The organism is Mucilaginibacter sediminis (assembly GCF_051903035.1).
Lineage (GTDB): Bacteria > Bacteroidota > Bacteroidia > Sphingobacteriales > Sphingobacteriaceae > Mucilaginibacter.
The window spans coordinates 4,081,656-4,095,898 of the sequence record NZ_CP170602.1; the positions used below are offsets into that span (position 1 = coordinate 4,081,656).

13 protein-coding genes are annotated in these 14,243 nt (G+C 43.4%); 9 read left to right on the plus strand and 4 right to left on the minus strand.

Annotated features, from left to right (window positions below; genetic code table 11):
• Positions 1–140 precede the first annotated feature (140 nt).
• Positions 141–2,900, minus strand: coding sequence for a glycoside hydrolase family 2 TIM barrel-domain containing protein (locus tag ACFGVS_RS16610; protein ID WP_439694789.1), 2,760 nt, complete (start codon positions 2,898–2,900; stop codon positions 141–143).
• A 363-nt stretch (positions 2,901–3,263) separates the two neighbouring features.
• Between ACFGVS_RS16610 and ACFGVS_RS16615 the strand changes: the two genes are divergently transcribed.
• From ACFGVS_RS16615 to ACFGVS_RS16650, 8 genes are all read left to right on the plus strand, one after another.
• On the plus strand, positions 3,264–3,692 hold the full coding sequence (locus tag ACFGVS_RS16615) for a ubiquinol-cytochrome c reductase iron-sulfur subunit (RefSeq protein ID WP_439694790.1): 429 nt from the start codon (positions 3,264–3,266) through the stop codon (positions 3,690–3,692).
• A gap of 10 nt (positions 3,693–3,702) precedes the next feature.
• Entirely contained in the window at positions 3,703–4,140 is a 438-nt protein-coding gene (locus ACFGVS_RS16620) for a thioredoxin family protein (RefSeq protein WP_274211395.1), read from the plus strand.
• Positions 4,141–4,195: 55 nt separating this feature from the next.
• On the plus strand, positions 4,196–4,426 hold the full coding sequence (locus tag ACFGVS_RS16625; protein WP_439694791.1) for a DUF4266 domain-containing protein: 231 nt from the start codon (positions 4,196–4,198) through the stop codon (positions 4,424–4,426).
• Between the two features lie 16 nt (positions 4,427–4,442).
• Positions 4,443–5,651, plus strand: coding sequence for a DUF3570 domain-containing protein (locus tag ACFGVS_RS16630; protein ID WP_439694792.1), 1,209 nt, complete (start codon positions 4,443–4,445; stop codon positions 5,649–5,651).
• Positions 5,652–5,761: 110 nt separating this feature from the next.
• Positions 5,762–6,694, plus strand: a complete 933-nt coding sequence (locus tag ACFGVS_RS16635) for an FAD:protein FMN transferase (protein ID WP_439694793.1) — start codon at positions 5,762–5,764, stop codon at positions 6,692–6,694.
• A 13-nt stretch (positions 6,695–6,707) separates the two neighbouring features.
• Positions 6,708–6,929, plus strand: a complete 222-nt coding sequence (locus tag ACFGVS_RS16640) for a DUF4266 domain-containing protein (protein ID WP_090641074.1) — start codon at positions 6,708–6,710, stop codon at positions 6,927–6,929.
• A 35-nt stretch (positions 6,930–6,964) separates the two neighbouring features.
• Positions 6,965–8,263: a DUF3570 domain-containing protein gene (locus tag ACFGVS_RS16645; protein ID WP_439694794.1), complete on the plus strand. Its 1,299-nt coding sequence runs from the start codon at positions 6,965–6,967 to the stop codon at positions 8,261–8,263.
• 68 nt (positions 8,264–8,331) lie between these two features.
• On the plus strand, positions 8,332–9,186 hold the full coding sequence (locus ACFGVS_RS16650; protein ID WP_439694795.1) for a hypothetical protein: 855 nt from the start codon (positions 8,332–8,334) through the stop codon (positions 9,184–9,186).
• 173 nt (positions 9,187–9,359) lie between these two features.
• Here ACFGVS_RS16650 and ACFGVS_RS16655 read toward each other — a convergent pair whose 3' ends face one another.
• Positions 9,360–10,028 (minus strand): MgtC/SapB family protein, encoded by a 669-nt coding sequence (locus tag ACFGVS_RS16655; protein ID WP_439694796.1) that lies wholly within the window; start codon positions 10,026–10,028, stop codon positions 9,360–9,362.
• A gap of 217 nt (positions 10,029–10,245) precedes the next feature.
• Between ACFGVS_RS16655 and ACFGVS_RS16660 the strand changes: the two genes are divergently transcribed.
• Entirely contained in the window at positions 10,246–11,247 is a 1,002-nt protein-coding gene (locus ACFGVS_RS16660) for a glycoside hydrolase family 43 protein (RefSeq protein ID WP_439694797.1), read from the plus strand.
• 114 nt (positions 11,248–11,361) lie between these two features.
• Here the strand turns inward: ACFGVS_RS16660 and ACFGVS_RS16665 are convergent, their stop codons facing one another.
• Together ACFGVS_RS16665 and ACFGVS_RS16670 are read right to left on the minus strand one after the other, a co-directional pair.
• A complete protein-coding gene (locus ACFGVS_RS16665) occupies positions 11,362–12,618 on the minus strand; it encodes a pyridoxal phosphate-dependent aminotransferase (protein WP_439694798.1) in 1,257 nt (418 codons plus the stop codon).
• Positions 12,619–12,890: 272 nt separating this feature from the next.
• The gene (locus tag ACFGVS_RS16670; protein ID WP_090641046.1) at positions 12,891–13,625 is read right to left on the minus strand and encodes an acyl-CoA desaturase; all 735 of its coding nucleotides are present in this window, start codon (positions 13,623–13,625) and stop codon (positions 12,891–12,893) included.
• Positions 13,626–14,243 lie beyond the last annotated feature (618 nt).

A 14,243-nucleotide genomic window follows, 5' to 3' on the forward strand; every position in this document is an offset into this window, starting at 1 on the left:
TAGAAAAGTTCGCGAATAGCTTCGTGCCTCAGCATGACAGTCTTTTATTTTTGAATGTCATTCCTCCTTCAGAATTCACGGATTTTGTGCCTCATTAGAAGCAACAACTTGATAACCGACTAAATCCAGCTTCATAAGGCTCAATGCATAAAATCAAACCAAAGTATTCCGCTTATCTTATCGCCGCTGGCATGGTTGGTTTGGCTTTGCGGCCCCATTACTTTTGCCGGTTGAAATTTGGTGCCGATAGGTGCAATGGCATTTAAAAACCCAATGCTTCCTTCAGGAAAAGCCGGCTCCACATTGTTATTGCTCAGCGCATCTTTTTCCCTTGCCGGGTGCAGCATTTGCAGGTAAGTGTTTTTATCGGCAGCGTAAACGGTAAACGGCGACTCCTTATTTTCGATAGTTACCCAGTTAACTTCGGCATGGTAACCTTTAAATTCCGGGTATCCCCAGGTTTCGCCGGTAATAGTATTGTTATAGGCTTTGTGCCAGATGCCAAACTGCTGGCCTTTCAGCCGGTTTTTCCAAACGCGGTAGGGGCCGCGGCCAAGCCATTTCATGCCGGTAATTTTTTCTTCGGGGTAATTGAAGGTGATACCCATAAAATCGGCATCGCCCTGTTGCACGTACTGGTACTCCAGTTTAACAGGGTGCCCGGCAGCGAAAGTCCAGCTTACGTGTAATGAACCCGCACCCTGGTAATCGGCTTCTACAACATATTTGCCGACATCGGCTTTGTGTGTAAACTGTTTTAACTGGGTACTAACACCGGCCAACACAGGCCCGCCCGATAACGAAATTGCGCCTGCCGGTTTACGCACTTTTTGAATGTAACCCGTAACCTTATCAAAATCATAGCTGATGTCATCGCATTTGATGGTTAATATTTTATCTGTCTCGGTTGTTTTTATAGCCGATTTGGCCGGAGATGACGCGATTTTGCCGGCAATGTCAGCCGGTGCGCCAATAGCCCAGCTCCAGGTAAATAGTTCTTGCTTATCCGGCCCGTAAGCTGCCAGGTATAGTGCATCATTCTTTTTCCACGATGCGGGCAGTGTTAAGTTCAATGTCCCTTTCCTGCCGGATTTAAGCTCAATAGTTTTTAGTAAGCCTGTTGCGGTTACTATAGCAGCGGTGGTTTTACTTTGTGCCGATGGGAATTTAACCAGTTTCCACTTAAAACTACATTGATTAAGGTTTGTGAACGAATAGCGATTTTCGACAGCTATTTTACCATCAAAACCTGCATCAATTGGTTGCGGGTTAATATAAACCGGCGACCATATTTCTTTTATCGCATAAAAACTGCCCTCTTTTTCGCGGTGCGGGCCAACAATGCCGTCAGGGGCGTGGTTGCCGTCAGAATCATAGGTGCTGTTTTTATCGGTTCGGATTACAGCCTCGTCTAAAAACGCCCAGATAAAGCCGCCCGCCCCATGCGGATGTTTTATCATCTGTGCCCAGAAATCGTCAAGCCCGGCTGCGGCCCCGCCGTCATACAGGCCATGCATAAACTCTGTGGGGAAAAAGACTTCCTGTCCGTTGGCCGCTGCATTAACCATATAATTGTAATCAGGGTAATGTTTAGTATCGGTGCCGTTAAATTTTTCCCAGGGGTGTATCACCGTACGTTTTTGCGGATCATATGAAGCATAGTCATTATCAAGCCCCCGGTTAAAGCCTCCCTCGTTACCGTTATCCCAAAACAGGATGGAGGGGTGGTTTACATCGCGTACTACCAATTCTTTAACCAGTTTGCGGCCTACCACGGTATCGTATTTAGCCTGCCAGCCGGTAAGCTCATCCAACACATATATGCCCAGGGAATCGCAAACATCCAAAAAATCACGGTCGGGCGGGTAGTGCGACATACGGACTGCATTCATGTTCATTTCCTTCATCAGCTTCACATCCATTAAGTGAACGCCATAGCTCAGGGTACGCCCGGTTTCGGGCCAAAAGCTGTGTCTGTCGCTACCCTTCATCATTATTTTTGCACCGTTTACATACAAGCCATCGTTGGTGCGCAGCTCTACCGTACGAAAGCCAAATTTTTGTTTAACCCGGTGAAGAATGCCTGTTTTGTTTTTTACAGCAACCACAACCTGGTATAAGTTAGGAAACTCGGCACTCCATAGTAACGGTTTAGCAAAATTGGCTTGTAATTCTATATGGTCGGCTGGCAGGTTTGCTTTTGCATTAAATGGCTTACCTACATTTTGGCCATTAAGGTTTTGTACCTGGGCTTCAATCAGCTCATCGCCCTTTAAGTTTTGAGCATATACATCTAAGCGGAAGGATCCATCGGCCTTCGCGTTTACCGCCATCCTGTCAATAAAAGTTTCCGGAACAATTTCCAGGTAAACGGGCCGGTAAATTCCGCCGAAAACCCAAAAATCGCTATTGCGGCGCTCGGCATCATTTACTGATGGGTTTGCCGATGTTTTATCAACTGTTACTTCGAGCAGGTTTTGCGCATTGGGCTTTATCAAACCGGTTATATCATATTTAAACTGATAAAAGCTACCCTGGTGTACCGGGCCGGCCAGTTTGCCATTGATGGTCACTTTGGTATCGGTCATCGATCCTTCAAAAACGATATATACTTTTTTACCGGTTAGGTTACCTGCAAAAAAATCATGTTTATACAACCCCTGCTCGTTGCTTTTAACCTTGTCATGCCCGTAGTTATAGCTGCCAAAGCCCTGTAATTCCCAGTTTGACGGTACCGCGATTTTTGTCCATACGCCGCTTTTTCTTCCTCCGGTGCAGTAAAAATCCCAGGGTACGGTATGGTCCTTATCCGTTCCCGACAGGTATTTAACAATGGTTTCCTGCGAAAAAACATCGAGGCAAACAAGTATGAGCAATAATGGCAATAGTATCTTTTTCATAGTTGGGTTTACAAAAACAGGTGGCACAGGTTTAATCAGCAAACAAGGTTAATTACTACTAAGCGATTTAAAAAAAATATCCCCAACTAAAACTGTGCAATCGTTCCCGGAAATGGTTTCAGGAAAATTTAAACTATCGCGGCGGCATGCCCTATCTTCTGTCAAATAGCGGTAATCACATTGTCAGGCAGTTGTTAAAATCTGTTAAATACCTCAATTTTCATGTGAACTACAGATTTTGCCGGTAATATTGAAGTATAAAGATTAACGTCAGCTGGTTAATCGACACAATATTGGCATTCATCCGTACCTGCACCTTTACTAAGCTGATTAAGTAGAACTTAGAATATTAAACAAGGCAAAATGGATAGAAAAGAGTTTCTTTCGGCAATCGGATTGAGCGCAGCATCATTAGCTGTTACAACATGCATAGGGTGCTCCAAAAAAGGTGATTCAACATCTACCTCGGGCACTACCGGCCCCACCGGCGTTGATTTTACACTTGATTTAACAGCATCGGCAAATTCGGCCTTAAATACAAACGGTGGGTATTTATCGTCAAACGGGGTACTTGTAGCCCGAACTACAGCAGGCGCTTACATTGCTGTTCAATTATCATGTACGCATGAAAATTATCCTTTAGTATACCAAGGCTCGGCCGGGCATTTTTACTGTAACAATCATGGTTCGGCGTTTACCGAGGCAGGTGTTGTTTTAAACTCACCGGCAAACAGAAATTTAACCACTTATCATACCGCCCTTACCGGCACATCATTAAGAGTTTACGCATAATTAAAACAAAATGAAGTTATTATTTATATCCTTGATCGCAGGTTTATTTGCCAACGTTACATGGCTGGGCGATTATAGCCAGGCCACAAATGAGGCTGCAAAAACACATAAACTAATTTTAATAAACTTCTCCGGATCAGACTGGTGCGGCCCTTGTATCAGGGAACGTAAAGAGATTTTAGAAAACGATGCCTTTACAAATTACGCTGCCGATCACCTGGTTTTGGTGAGGGCCGATTTTCCGCGCCAGAAAAAAAATCAGCTTAGTAAAGAGCAGGTAAAGTTAAACGAGGCGCTGGCCGATAAATTTAACCCTGACGGTAAATTCCCCTACACCATTTTGGTTGATGAGCATGGCAAGGTTTTGAAAGACTGGGATGGTTTTCCTAATGAATCGCCAGATCAATTTGTTGACCAGATTGCCGCAGTTGCCAATACAGGCAAATAATACGATAACACATCGGTTATGTGTCCTGAATATCTTAATAAATAAAACCCCTGATATGAAAAAGTTCCAAAAAAATATTGGAGTTACTGTGTTTTGCCTGTGTATTACGGGTTTGTTGCAATCATGTATGTCGGTTAAGCAATATCAAAAAAGCCGCATCAATGATTCTGAAATGGAACTTTCGGCCCGAAAGTCTCAAAAGTTCGAACAAAGTTTCCAATTATACCGCGAAGGTGGTTCCGGTGCCAATGGAGGCAAAAGTGGTGGTGGCTGTGGTTGTAATTAATTAAGCATCGTATTAAATGAGAAAAATATATTTAGGGGTGCTTGCGCTGTACATGGGCATCCTGTCATCGCACGCGCAAACCAAGGATACTACCGGTTACCAGGCCCGCAAACTAAAAGTTGATGAGGTTAATTTTGTTTCGGCGTATTACCACCAAAACGGTAATAATTCGGCAGTTACCGGTGGTATCGGTACAGAAAATTTAACCGATTTTGCAAACACGCTCGATCTGCAAATGTCTAAGCTTACCAAAGCGGGCAATAAAAACACCTTTGTGTTTGAATTAGGGGTTGATCACTATACCTCGGCCTCGTCAGATAAAATTGACCCTTATAGTGTATCATCAGCTTCAAGGCAGGATACCCGCGTTTACCCTTCTTTAAACTGGACACACTCCAACGAAAAAACCGGAACCGCTTATGGTTTCACCGGATCTTATTCGCACGAGTTTGATTACCAGTCAAAAGGTGTTGGGTTTAACTTTACCAGTGTTTCAAAAGATAAAAACACCCAGTTTGATTTTAAAGCGCAGGCATTTCTTGATAGCTGGAAAGTGATATTACCGGTTGAATTACGGCCGGCAGGCTATGGTTCGGGATCCGACAGGGACGGGCGGGGCTCAGTACCGCATAGTCCGCGTAACTCATTCAGTACATCGTTCTCGTTGTCGCAGGTTATTACGCCGCGTTTGCAAGCTTTGCTGATAGTTGAACCCTCATACCAGCACGGATTGCTGGCCACCAAATACCAGCGCGATTATTTTACGGATGGTACTGAAAGGGTGGAGAACCTGCCCGGCCAGCGGTATAAGCTGCCTATTGCTGTGCGTTTCAATTACTTCCTGGACGATCATTTTATTATCCGCACATTTTACCGGTATTATATGGATAACTGGGGGATAAGAGCGCATACTGCCGAAATTGAGCTGCCTGTTAAATTAACTTCATTTGTTTCGGTAAGTCCGTTTTACAGGTATAACAACCAACAAGGTACCCGGTACTTTGCACCTTACGGCCAGCATAACCCAACGGATACTTATTACACCAGCGACTATGACCTATCAACCCTGCACAGCAATTTTGTGGGTGCCAATTTCAGGTTATCCCCGCCAAACGGTGTATTAGGATGGCAGCATTTAAATACGCTTGAGCTTAGGTATGGGCACTATATGCGATCGACAGGTTTAAACAGCGATGTGGTAACGCTGGCTTTAAAATTTAAATAGGACAGTAATTTTTTCTTATAAGATATACGCAGCAACCTGTGGCAACCTGAAAACTAAGCCACCAAACATGTAGCAGCCGAACACGAATATTATCGATTAAATGTTAAAATATGCCTGATCTTCAAATTTTTAAAAGGAGCTGCAAACTGATGGGCAACCGCTTTGAATTAAGCGTTGTGGCCGATAGCGAGCAATGGGCAAATGACCGGATTGATGATGGAATAGCCGAAATAAGCCGGATTGAAAAGCTGCTTACCACCTTTAGCGAGGATAGCGAAACCAACCAGGTAAATCAAAACGCGGGCATCAAACCCATGCCCGTGAGCCGCGAAACTTTTGAATTGGTAAAACGATCTATCATGATATCAAAAGTAACGCAGGGTGCTTTTGATATTTCGTACGGCTCGATTGACAAACGGCTATGGAATTTTGATCAGCAAATGACGGCTTTACCCGATGCAGAAACGGCCAGGCAAATGGTTAGGCTTATAAATTACCGCAACATTATATTAAACGATAATGACTGTACTATTTTTTTAGCCGAAAAGGGCATGCGCATAGGCTTTGGCGGGATAGGAAAAGGGTATGCCGCCGAGCGTGCCAAACTGATTATGCAACAACAGGGTGTTACAAGCGGCGTGGTAAACGCATCTGGCGATTTAACAGCCTGGGGTACGCAGCCAAACGGCAACAAGTGGACGGTTGGTATAGCCAATCCCGATGCATCGCAACAAATTTTCTCCTATTTGAGTATATCGGGCCTTGCGGTAGCTACCTCGGGTAACTACGAGAAGTTTATTATGATAGATGGAAAAAAATACTCGCATACTATAAACCCGCGTACAGGGCTGCCAGTTACCGGCATTAAAAGCGTAACCATTATTACCACCAATGCCGAAATTGCCGACGCCATGGCCACGCCGGTAACCATAATGGGTGTACACGCCGGCCTGGATATGATTAACCAGATGAAGGATATTGAGGCTATAGTTATTGACGATAACGACAGGCTTTACACCTCAAAAAATATAAACATTAAATAAATCCCCTATAAAAATGACTAAACAATTGATTAAAGTTACGGCCTGCCTGCTATTGGCAGGCTCGTTTACATCATGTGTTCAACTAAAAGAATACCAAAAAAACAGGATAAACGATTCTGAAATGGCGTTAAGCAACCGTAAAGTTGAAAAAAACGAGCTGAATTTTCAATCGTACCGTGAAAGTGCTTCAGGAGCCAATGCCGGTAAAACCGGCGGCGGTTGTGGCTGTAACTAATCGTTTTCATTCCCTTTCTATTGGTTTCTTAAAACATGAAAAAAATATATTTATCCGTATTAGGGTTTTCCCTGATATGCAGGATGAGTGCGTATGCACAAACATCAAAAGATAGCATTATTCGCCTTAACCCGGGTTTCAGCCTGGCAACATCAACCAGCCAGGATACCAACGCCTACCGGCCGCGCGCTTTGCGGGTTGACGAAGTAAATTTTGTAACCAGCTACTACAATCAAAATGGTAACCACTCGGCCGTAACCGGCGGCATTGGTACCGAAAAAGTAACCGATTTTTCAAATGGTATCGATCTTAAACTGGTTTGGCTAAACAATGCGATGAATAAAAACACGCTATCTGTGGGCCTCGGTATCGATCATCACACTTCTGCTTCAGCAGCTTATGTATCAACAACCGGGGCATCAAATACCGGCGGAAGCAGAATATACCCATCGTTGGATTGGACTGTTGAAAACTCAAAAAAAGGCACCAGTTTTGGTATTGGCACTTACTATTCCAGCGAGTATAACTACAAATCGCTGGGCGCCGACCTCCACTTTTCGGCAAAAACAGCCAATAAAATGGGCGAGTTTGGTGTAAAACTACAAGGCTATTTTGACCATGTAAAGCTGATATATCCATCGGAGTTTATCCCGCAATCAACCACAACGGTTACAACAATTACAACAGCAAGCGGCAATTCATCAAGTTCCGAAAGTGAGGGCAAAGCCAGGATTCCATCAAGCCCAAGAAATACATATACAGCATCATTCTCTTATTCACAAATAGTAACATCAAGGTTGCAAATCATGTTCCTGGCCGATGTGGTTACCCAGCATGGCTTTTTAAGCCTGCCATTTCACCGGGTATATTTTTCGAACGGAAAAGATACCATAGAACGATTGCCATCGTCGCGGTTTAAGCTGCCTTTAGGCTTCAGGGCTAATTACTTCCTGGGCGATAACGTTATCCTGCGGTCGTACTACCGCTATTATACCGATAATTGGGGCAGTAAATCAAACACCGCAAATCTGGAAATAGCATACAAGGTTACGCCATTCTTTTCCATATCTCCGTTTTACAGGTACTATACACAAACCGCGGCCAAATACTTTGCGCCTTATGAGCAAAACAGCCCAACACAAACATACTTTACCAGTAATTACGAGTATGCAAAGTTCAACAGCCAGTTTTTTGGCGCTGGTTTCAGGATAGCACCGCCAAAAGGTGTGTTAGGCTGGGAAAGTTTACATGAATTGGAACTACGATACGGCCATTATAAACAAAACGTTGGTTTGGTATCCGATGTGGTATCGTTAAGCCTTGGCTTTAAATAAAATAATCAAAATTAAAAGCCTGGTAAAGTTTTAAATTTTACCGGGCTTTGCCTATTTTGTTCGTCACTATGGAAAACACCGACGACCTTTTTGACAAACCCCTGAGCGACGACCCGGAAGAAAACCTGCGGATGGAAAACGAACTGCTGCGTTTAAAATTACAGGCCGAATTGGGCGCCGACCCGCACATGATTAACCCTGTTGACCCGGAAATTGAAAATATATTTTTAAAGAACATTTTTGATTTTGAACATAACTACGCCAACGCCAAACGGGTTAAGGTTTACGATTTATTGGGGCAGCCCGAATTTAAACCGGCAGGCGGATTAACTGATGAACAGGTAGAGGACGCCTTGCAGCAAATTACCGATTTGCTATTGAGCAAGAATATCGTTGTCGATTTTTCTGACGATTTGGACAACCGCACCAAATACGTTTTCATTACCGAAGAGTTGTTTGATCACGAGACTGACGACTTTACGATCCCGGGCATGACAAGCCATTTTGATTATGAAGAGTTTCATCCCAACCATAAAGCTAACATTGAAAACAAGGCCCTGGAGTTTTTATCCAAATGGTTTAAGCAAAGCTTTGACGACCACAGCTGGGTACTGGGCGATTCGTTTGTTGCCCCCGACCGGAAAACCTATAGCAGGGCTGAAATAGTACACCAGCTTAACAATATTTTTAACGCTTACACAGCCTTTAGTAACGAAGAATATTTTATTTACGATATCGGTTTTCAACTGCAACCTGGCTCAAATTCGGGCCTTGGCCATGCCGAGGGATCGGTAAAATATGATGCCGTATTGGAAAACAACGAAACCATTTATTTTGAAGGGCCTTTTAAACTGTACTTTTCGCTGGAAGACAATTGGTGGAGCATTTTCCATCTTGTATTCCCCGGGTTTAAATATCCCTGAAGATAAGTTTTAAGTCGGAAGTCTTAAGTTCTAAGTCGAAAGTTATTTATTCTCTTTTGACTTAGAACTTAAGACTCCAGGCTTAGTACTGCAGACTTAACACTGCCCGCCATCCAGCGTTGTAAAGCACCTGGCGCTTAGCTTCAGAAAATAGACCTGCTCAACGGTTCATTCTACCATTCAAACGAGAGGATTTCCTCACTATCTATGAGCCATTGATTAAACAAAGCAAGGTTTTTCTCCCGCCCGGATATTTCAAACTCCAGGATGGTTTGTACGTCCTTACGTGAAGTTTTCATTTTAACTATTTTCAGCTTAAGCGGGGTTACCTGGTTGTACAAGGTACTTAACTGGCAGGCGTTTTTAAAAACCAGCCGGTAGTGGCGGTGTTCAAATTTATTATCTATCCAAATCTGTATAAAATCAAGTGCGTACAATACAAACAGGGTGGCCACCAGTGAAACGCCGGCAAGGGCAAATTCGCCAATACCTAAAAGCATCCCTAAGGCCGCCGATATCCATATAGATGCCGCCGTGGTAATTCCCGATACAGACGAGTTATTACGAAAAATTACCCCTGCACCAATAAAGCCCACACCGGTAATAATGTTGGCCGCAATCCGGTCGCGGTTGGTTTCAATCCCCAGCATATAGGAGCATATGGTAAAAACAGTTGCACCAAGGCAAATCAATGCCAACGTTCTGAACCCCGCAGATTTACCCCTGATCTCCCGCTCCAGCCCAAGAATACAGCCGGTTATAATGGCCAAAAACAGTTTTAATATTTCGTGGCCATATATATTATGGTTAGGATTCAGTAAAATGGTACTATCAAAGTTCATGGATAACAGGCATTGGTTAATGCTGCATAACACAGCATATACTGATATTAAAAGTAAACGTTTGGCACACTAAACTTACAACAAATAGCTATTATTTTTCATGATGTATATAACAATAGCATGTCATGGCCAATAACAGCAAAAATGTTATAAAAATCTTAATTTACTAAACCAATTTAGCTGTTATATTAGCGGCCTTAAAAACATGTAACCTATTATGAAAACGGGCATTTACCATAAAATTCTTTTAACGGCGGTTATGGCAACCGCAATGACGATGCCAGTCCGGCAAGTTTTGGCGCAGGATAAAAAAACATCGGGCAACCCCGTGGTTGAGGGTTGGTATGCCGATCCGGAAGCTAAAATTTTTAATAAACAATATTGGCTATATCCAACCTACTCGGCTAAATACAACGAGCAGGTTTTCATGGATGCCTTCTCTTCGCCCGACCTGGTACATTGGACCAAACACCCCCACATTGTTGATACCACTGGCGTAAAATGGGTTCGCCGGGCGCTTTGGGCGCCTGCCGTTACCGAAAAAGGCGGCAAATATTATATCTTCTTCGGCGCAAACGACATCCAGAACAATAACGAAAAAGGCGGCATCGGCGTAGCCGTAGCCGATAACCCGGCAGGCCCGTTTAAAGATTACCTGGGCAAGCCGCTGATAGACCAGATTATTAACAAAGCCCAGCCTATAGATCAGTTTGTTTTTAAAGATGATAACGGCCAGTACTATATGATATATGGTGGCTGGGGCCAATGTAATATTGTAAAACTAAAAGACGACTTTACCGGCGTTGTTCCTTTTGAGGATGGCGTCACTTACAGAAAAATAACTCCCGAGGGCTATGTAGAAGGCCCGGTAATGTTTAAACGCAAAGGTAAATACTACTTTATGTGGAGCGAGGGCGGCTGGACAGGCCCCGATTACCGGGTAGCTTACGCCGTAGGCGATACCCCGTTCGGTCCGTTTAAGCGGATAGCTACTGTTTTAAAGCAGGATGCCAGTATTGCCACCGGCGCGGGGCACCATTCGGTTATTAACGTGCCGGGTACCGATGAATGGTACATTGTGTACCACCGCCGACCATTGACCGAGACCGACGGCAACCACCGCGTAATGTGCATTGATAAAATGTACTTTGATAAAGACGGCATGATACAGCCGGTGAAGATAACCAACGAAGGTGTTGCGGCGAGGGAGATAAAATAATTTGAAGATGGCTGAATCAGAATTTTCAGAATTAAAGAATGCCCAGAATTATTACAGTATTGAATTTACAGGATTTTGTTAATTCTAAAATCCTGTAAATTCTGATTCTGACAATTACTTCAGCTTACTCAAAGCCGCTTTCACCCTCGGTATCAGCTGCTCAATATCCTCCAGTGTGCTTGCACCTACTGATGCACGGAACCAGTTAACCGAATCATCGGTACCGAAGGCCGAAAATGGCACCAGGGCCACTTTAGCTTCTTTGATAAGGTAAAAGTTAATATCGGCCGAGTCCTTTAATACCTTACCATCTGGTGTGGTTTTGCCGGTGTAATCGATTTTAAGAGTAAGATATATTGCGCCCATTGGCGTTATCGAATCTACCTGGAAACCTTCGGCTTTCAGTGCCTGGAAACCTTCGTGCAGGGTTGTTAAGCTGGCGCGGATTTTTCCTTTCAAATCATCCAGGTAGGTATCTACAGCGGCGGTATCGGTAATAAAATGAGCCATGGCAACCTGCTCGGCCTTTGGCGACCATGCCCCCATGTGGCCAACAATGGCTTTCATATTATCAATAATATTTGCCGGGCCAAAACCCCAGCCTACGCGTACGCCTGTTGAGGCAAAACATTTAGATGCACCATCAACAAATACGGTATATGGCCTCAGTTCCGGGCGTAAAGTAACCGGATCGTAATGTTTAAAATCACCGAAGGTTAGTTGCGAATATATTTGATCGTACAGCAGGTACAAAGGCTTTTCGCCGGCTGCGCGGTTTTTGTTTTCGGCAATTACCAGGTCGCAAATCTCTTCCAGGTCTTTTTTATTAAACATGGTACCCGTTGGGTTCAGGGGCGAGCAAAGCGCCAATAAAGTTGCGCCTTTCAAATGCGGTGCAATTTCATTTGCCGTAGGCATAAAATTATTTTCGGGCTTGGTTTCAACAATAATAGCTACAGCACTGGTAAGGTCGCTGTAGTGGTTATTGTTCCATGATGGTGCCGGAAAAACAACCTTATCGCCCGGATCAACCAGGGCCAGAAAAGTTGAATAGATCAACGGACGTGAGCCGCCCGAAATCAATATCTCGTTAGCTTTATAATTTAAACCCATGCGGCTGCTTAAAAATGCCGATACACTTTCGCGCAGGTTAAGCATACCATCAGCCGGCGGATAATTAGTTTGGTTGTGGTTATAAGCATCAACAATACCGTCTTTTAAGTCGGCAGGGATGGGGTAAATATTGGAGTCGAAATCGCCAATAGTTAGGTTGGCAATATTTTGCCCCTGGCGTTTTAATTCATTTATCTCGCCCGCAATCTTAATGATCTCCGAGCCGCGTAAATTTTGAGCTAATTTAGAAACACTCATGTTGTGGATTTTATGAGCGGCAAATATAGGGGGAAAAAGGTGAAAGGCTAAAGGTTAAAGGCGAAAGGTGAAAAAAGTGAAAGAAGAGAGGTTAAAGGTGAAAGGACAAGGGCGAAAGGTTGGGATAAGGTGCATATGGGCTCAAAACAAAAAAGCGAAAAGCCAATCCAACCAGATCACTTTTCGCTTTTATATATGGGCAAAAAACCTTTTACCTTTAGCCTTTACCCTTTCACCTAAAATAAAGCCTTTCGCCTTTATCCTTTTACCTTCTATAAATATGCTTTCCTTAGCCTGATGATATGCATCCAGTGCATTACTTTCATTACAGGGTAAACCGGGTCAATCTCGAACCATTTGGCGCCGAAGTTGGCACGGTTAGGGCGCTTGTGGTGGTTGTTCTGGAACAATTCACCAAGCATTAAAAAATCAAACGGGGTAGTGTTTTTTGATTTGTCGCCGTTATCAAAATTGGCATAACCATATTTATGACCGCACCAGTTAACAATAGCGCCATGTATTGGGCCCATTAAAAAATGAACCGGAATTAACAGGTACATCCACCATTGGGTAGCAAACACAACATAAAAAGCAACATATAACACACCAAACGCTATACGCGATACCATTGACGAACCTATGTAATCAACCGTACGCCATTCCGGAATGTTTCCTTTAAAGCGTTCTTCAGGATCTTTTAGCCTTTTTTCGTGCATGCGGTAACTTTTGGCGGTGTACACCATCATCTGGAAAACATCCCTGAAAAAATGTGGCGAATGCGGGTCTTTCTCCGTATCGCTGTAAGCATGGTGCTCACGGTGCATAATTGCATAGGCACGCGGGTTTAAAAACGATGAACCCTGACAAATAAATGTCAGCAGATAAAATGTACCCTCAAAAAATTTATTGGTAGTGAACATTTTATGAGATGCATACCTGTGTAAAAAGAACGTTTGGAAAAAGAGCGACAGGAACCAGTGCCCGATGAAGAAAATTATTATTACCACTGAATTAGAATGATTAGAATGAACTGTTATTTATAATCTTTCCAAAGATACGATTAAAACACATAAAAAGTTTTAACCTGTTTTTTTTTGAAACTATTCTATATCCAATAAAAGCTGCTCATGTATGCAAAAACCGCCTTTTTGGTTAAAATATTTATTTTGCTCGCTTACTGTATTTCAAATTGTTGGGCTGGTAGCCGGTATCATTGCAGCCTATAGTTAAAATCTTCGCAGATGGTAACTGCCATTATTTCATCAACATCATAATTGCCGGCTAACCAGGTTAGCTTCAGTTTATTTTGGGATGACATGCCGGTAATTACCCGTAAGAGTTGTGGCAGATTATACTGAGCCCGGCAGCAGGGCTCTCTCCTGGCCGGCTACTATCAAGCACGCTGCGTGTTCAACTTTTCTTTGTATCTATAATAATTATGTCAGCACCAAAATACGCATGGGCTTGCCGCGGGGATATGGTTTAAGTTTTATGGCCGGGGGATTATTTTAGTAAAACACCACGAAGTTTGTAACAAACTTATTACGTTTTTCATGGCTTTTGCACCCTCCGGGCTAATCAATACCCTAACTTTTTAGCCTTCACATGATTTATCAGGCGCTATC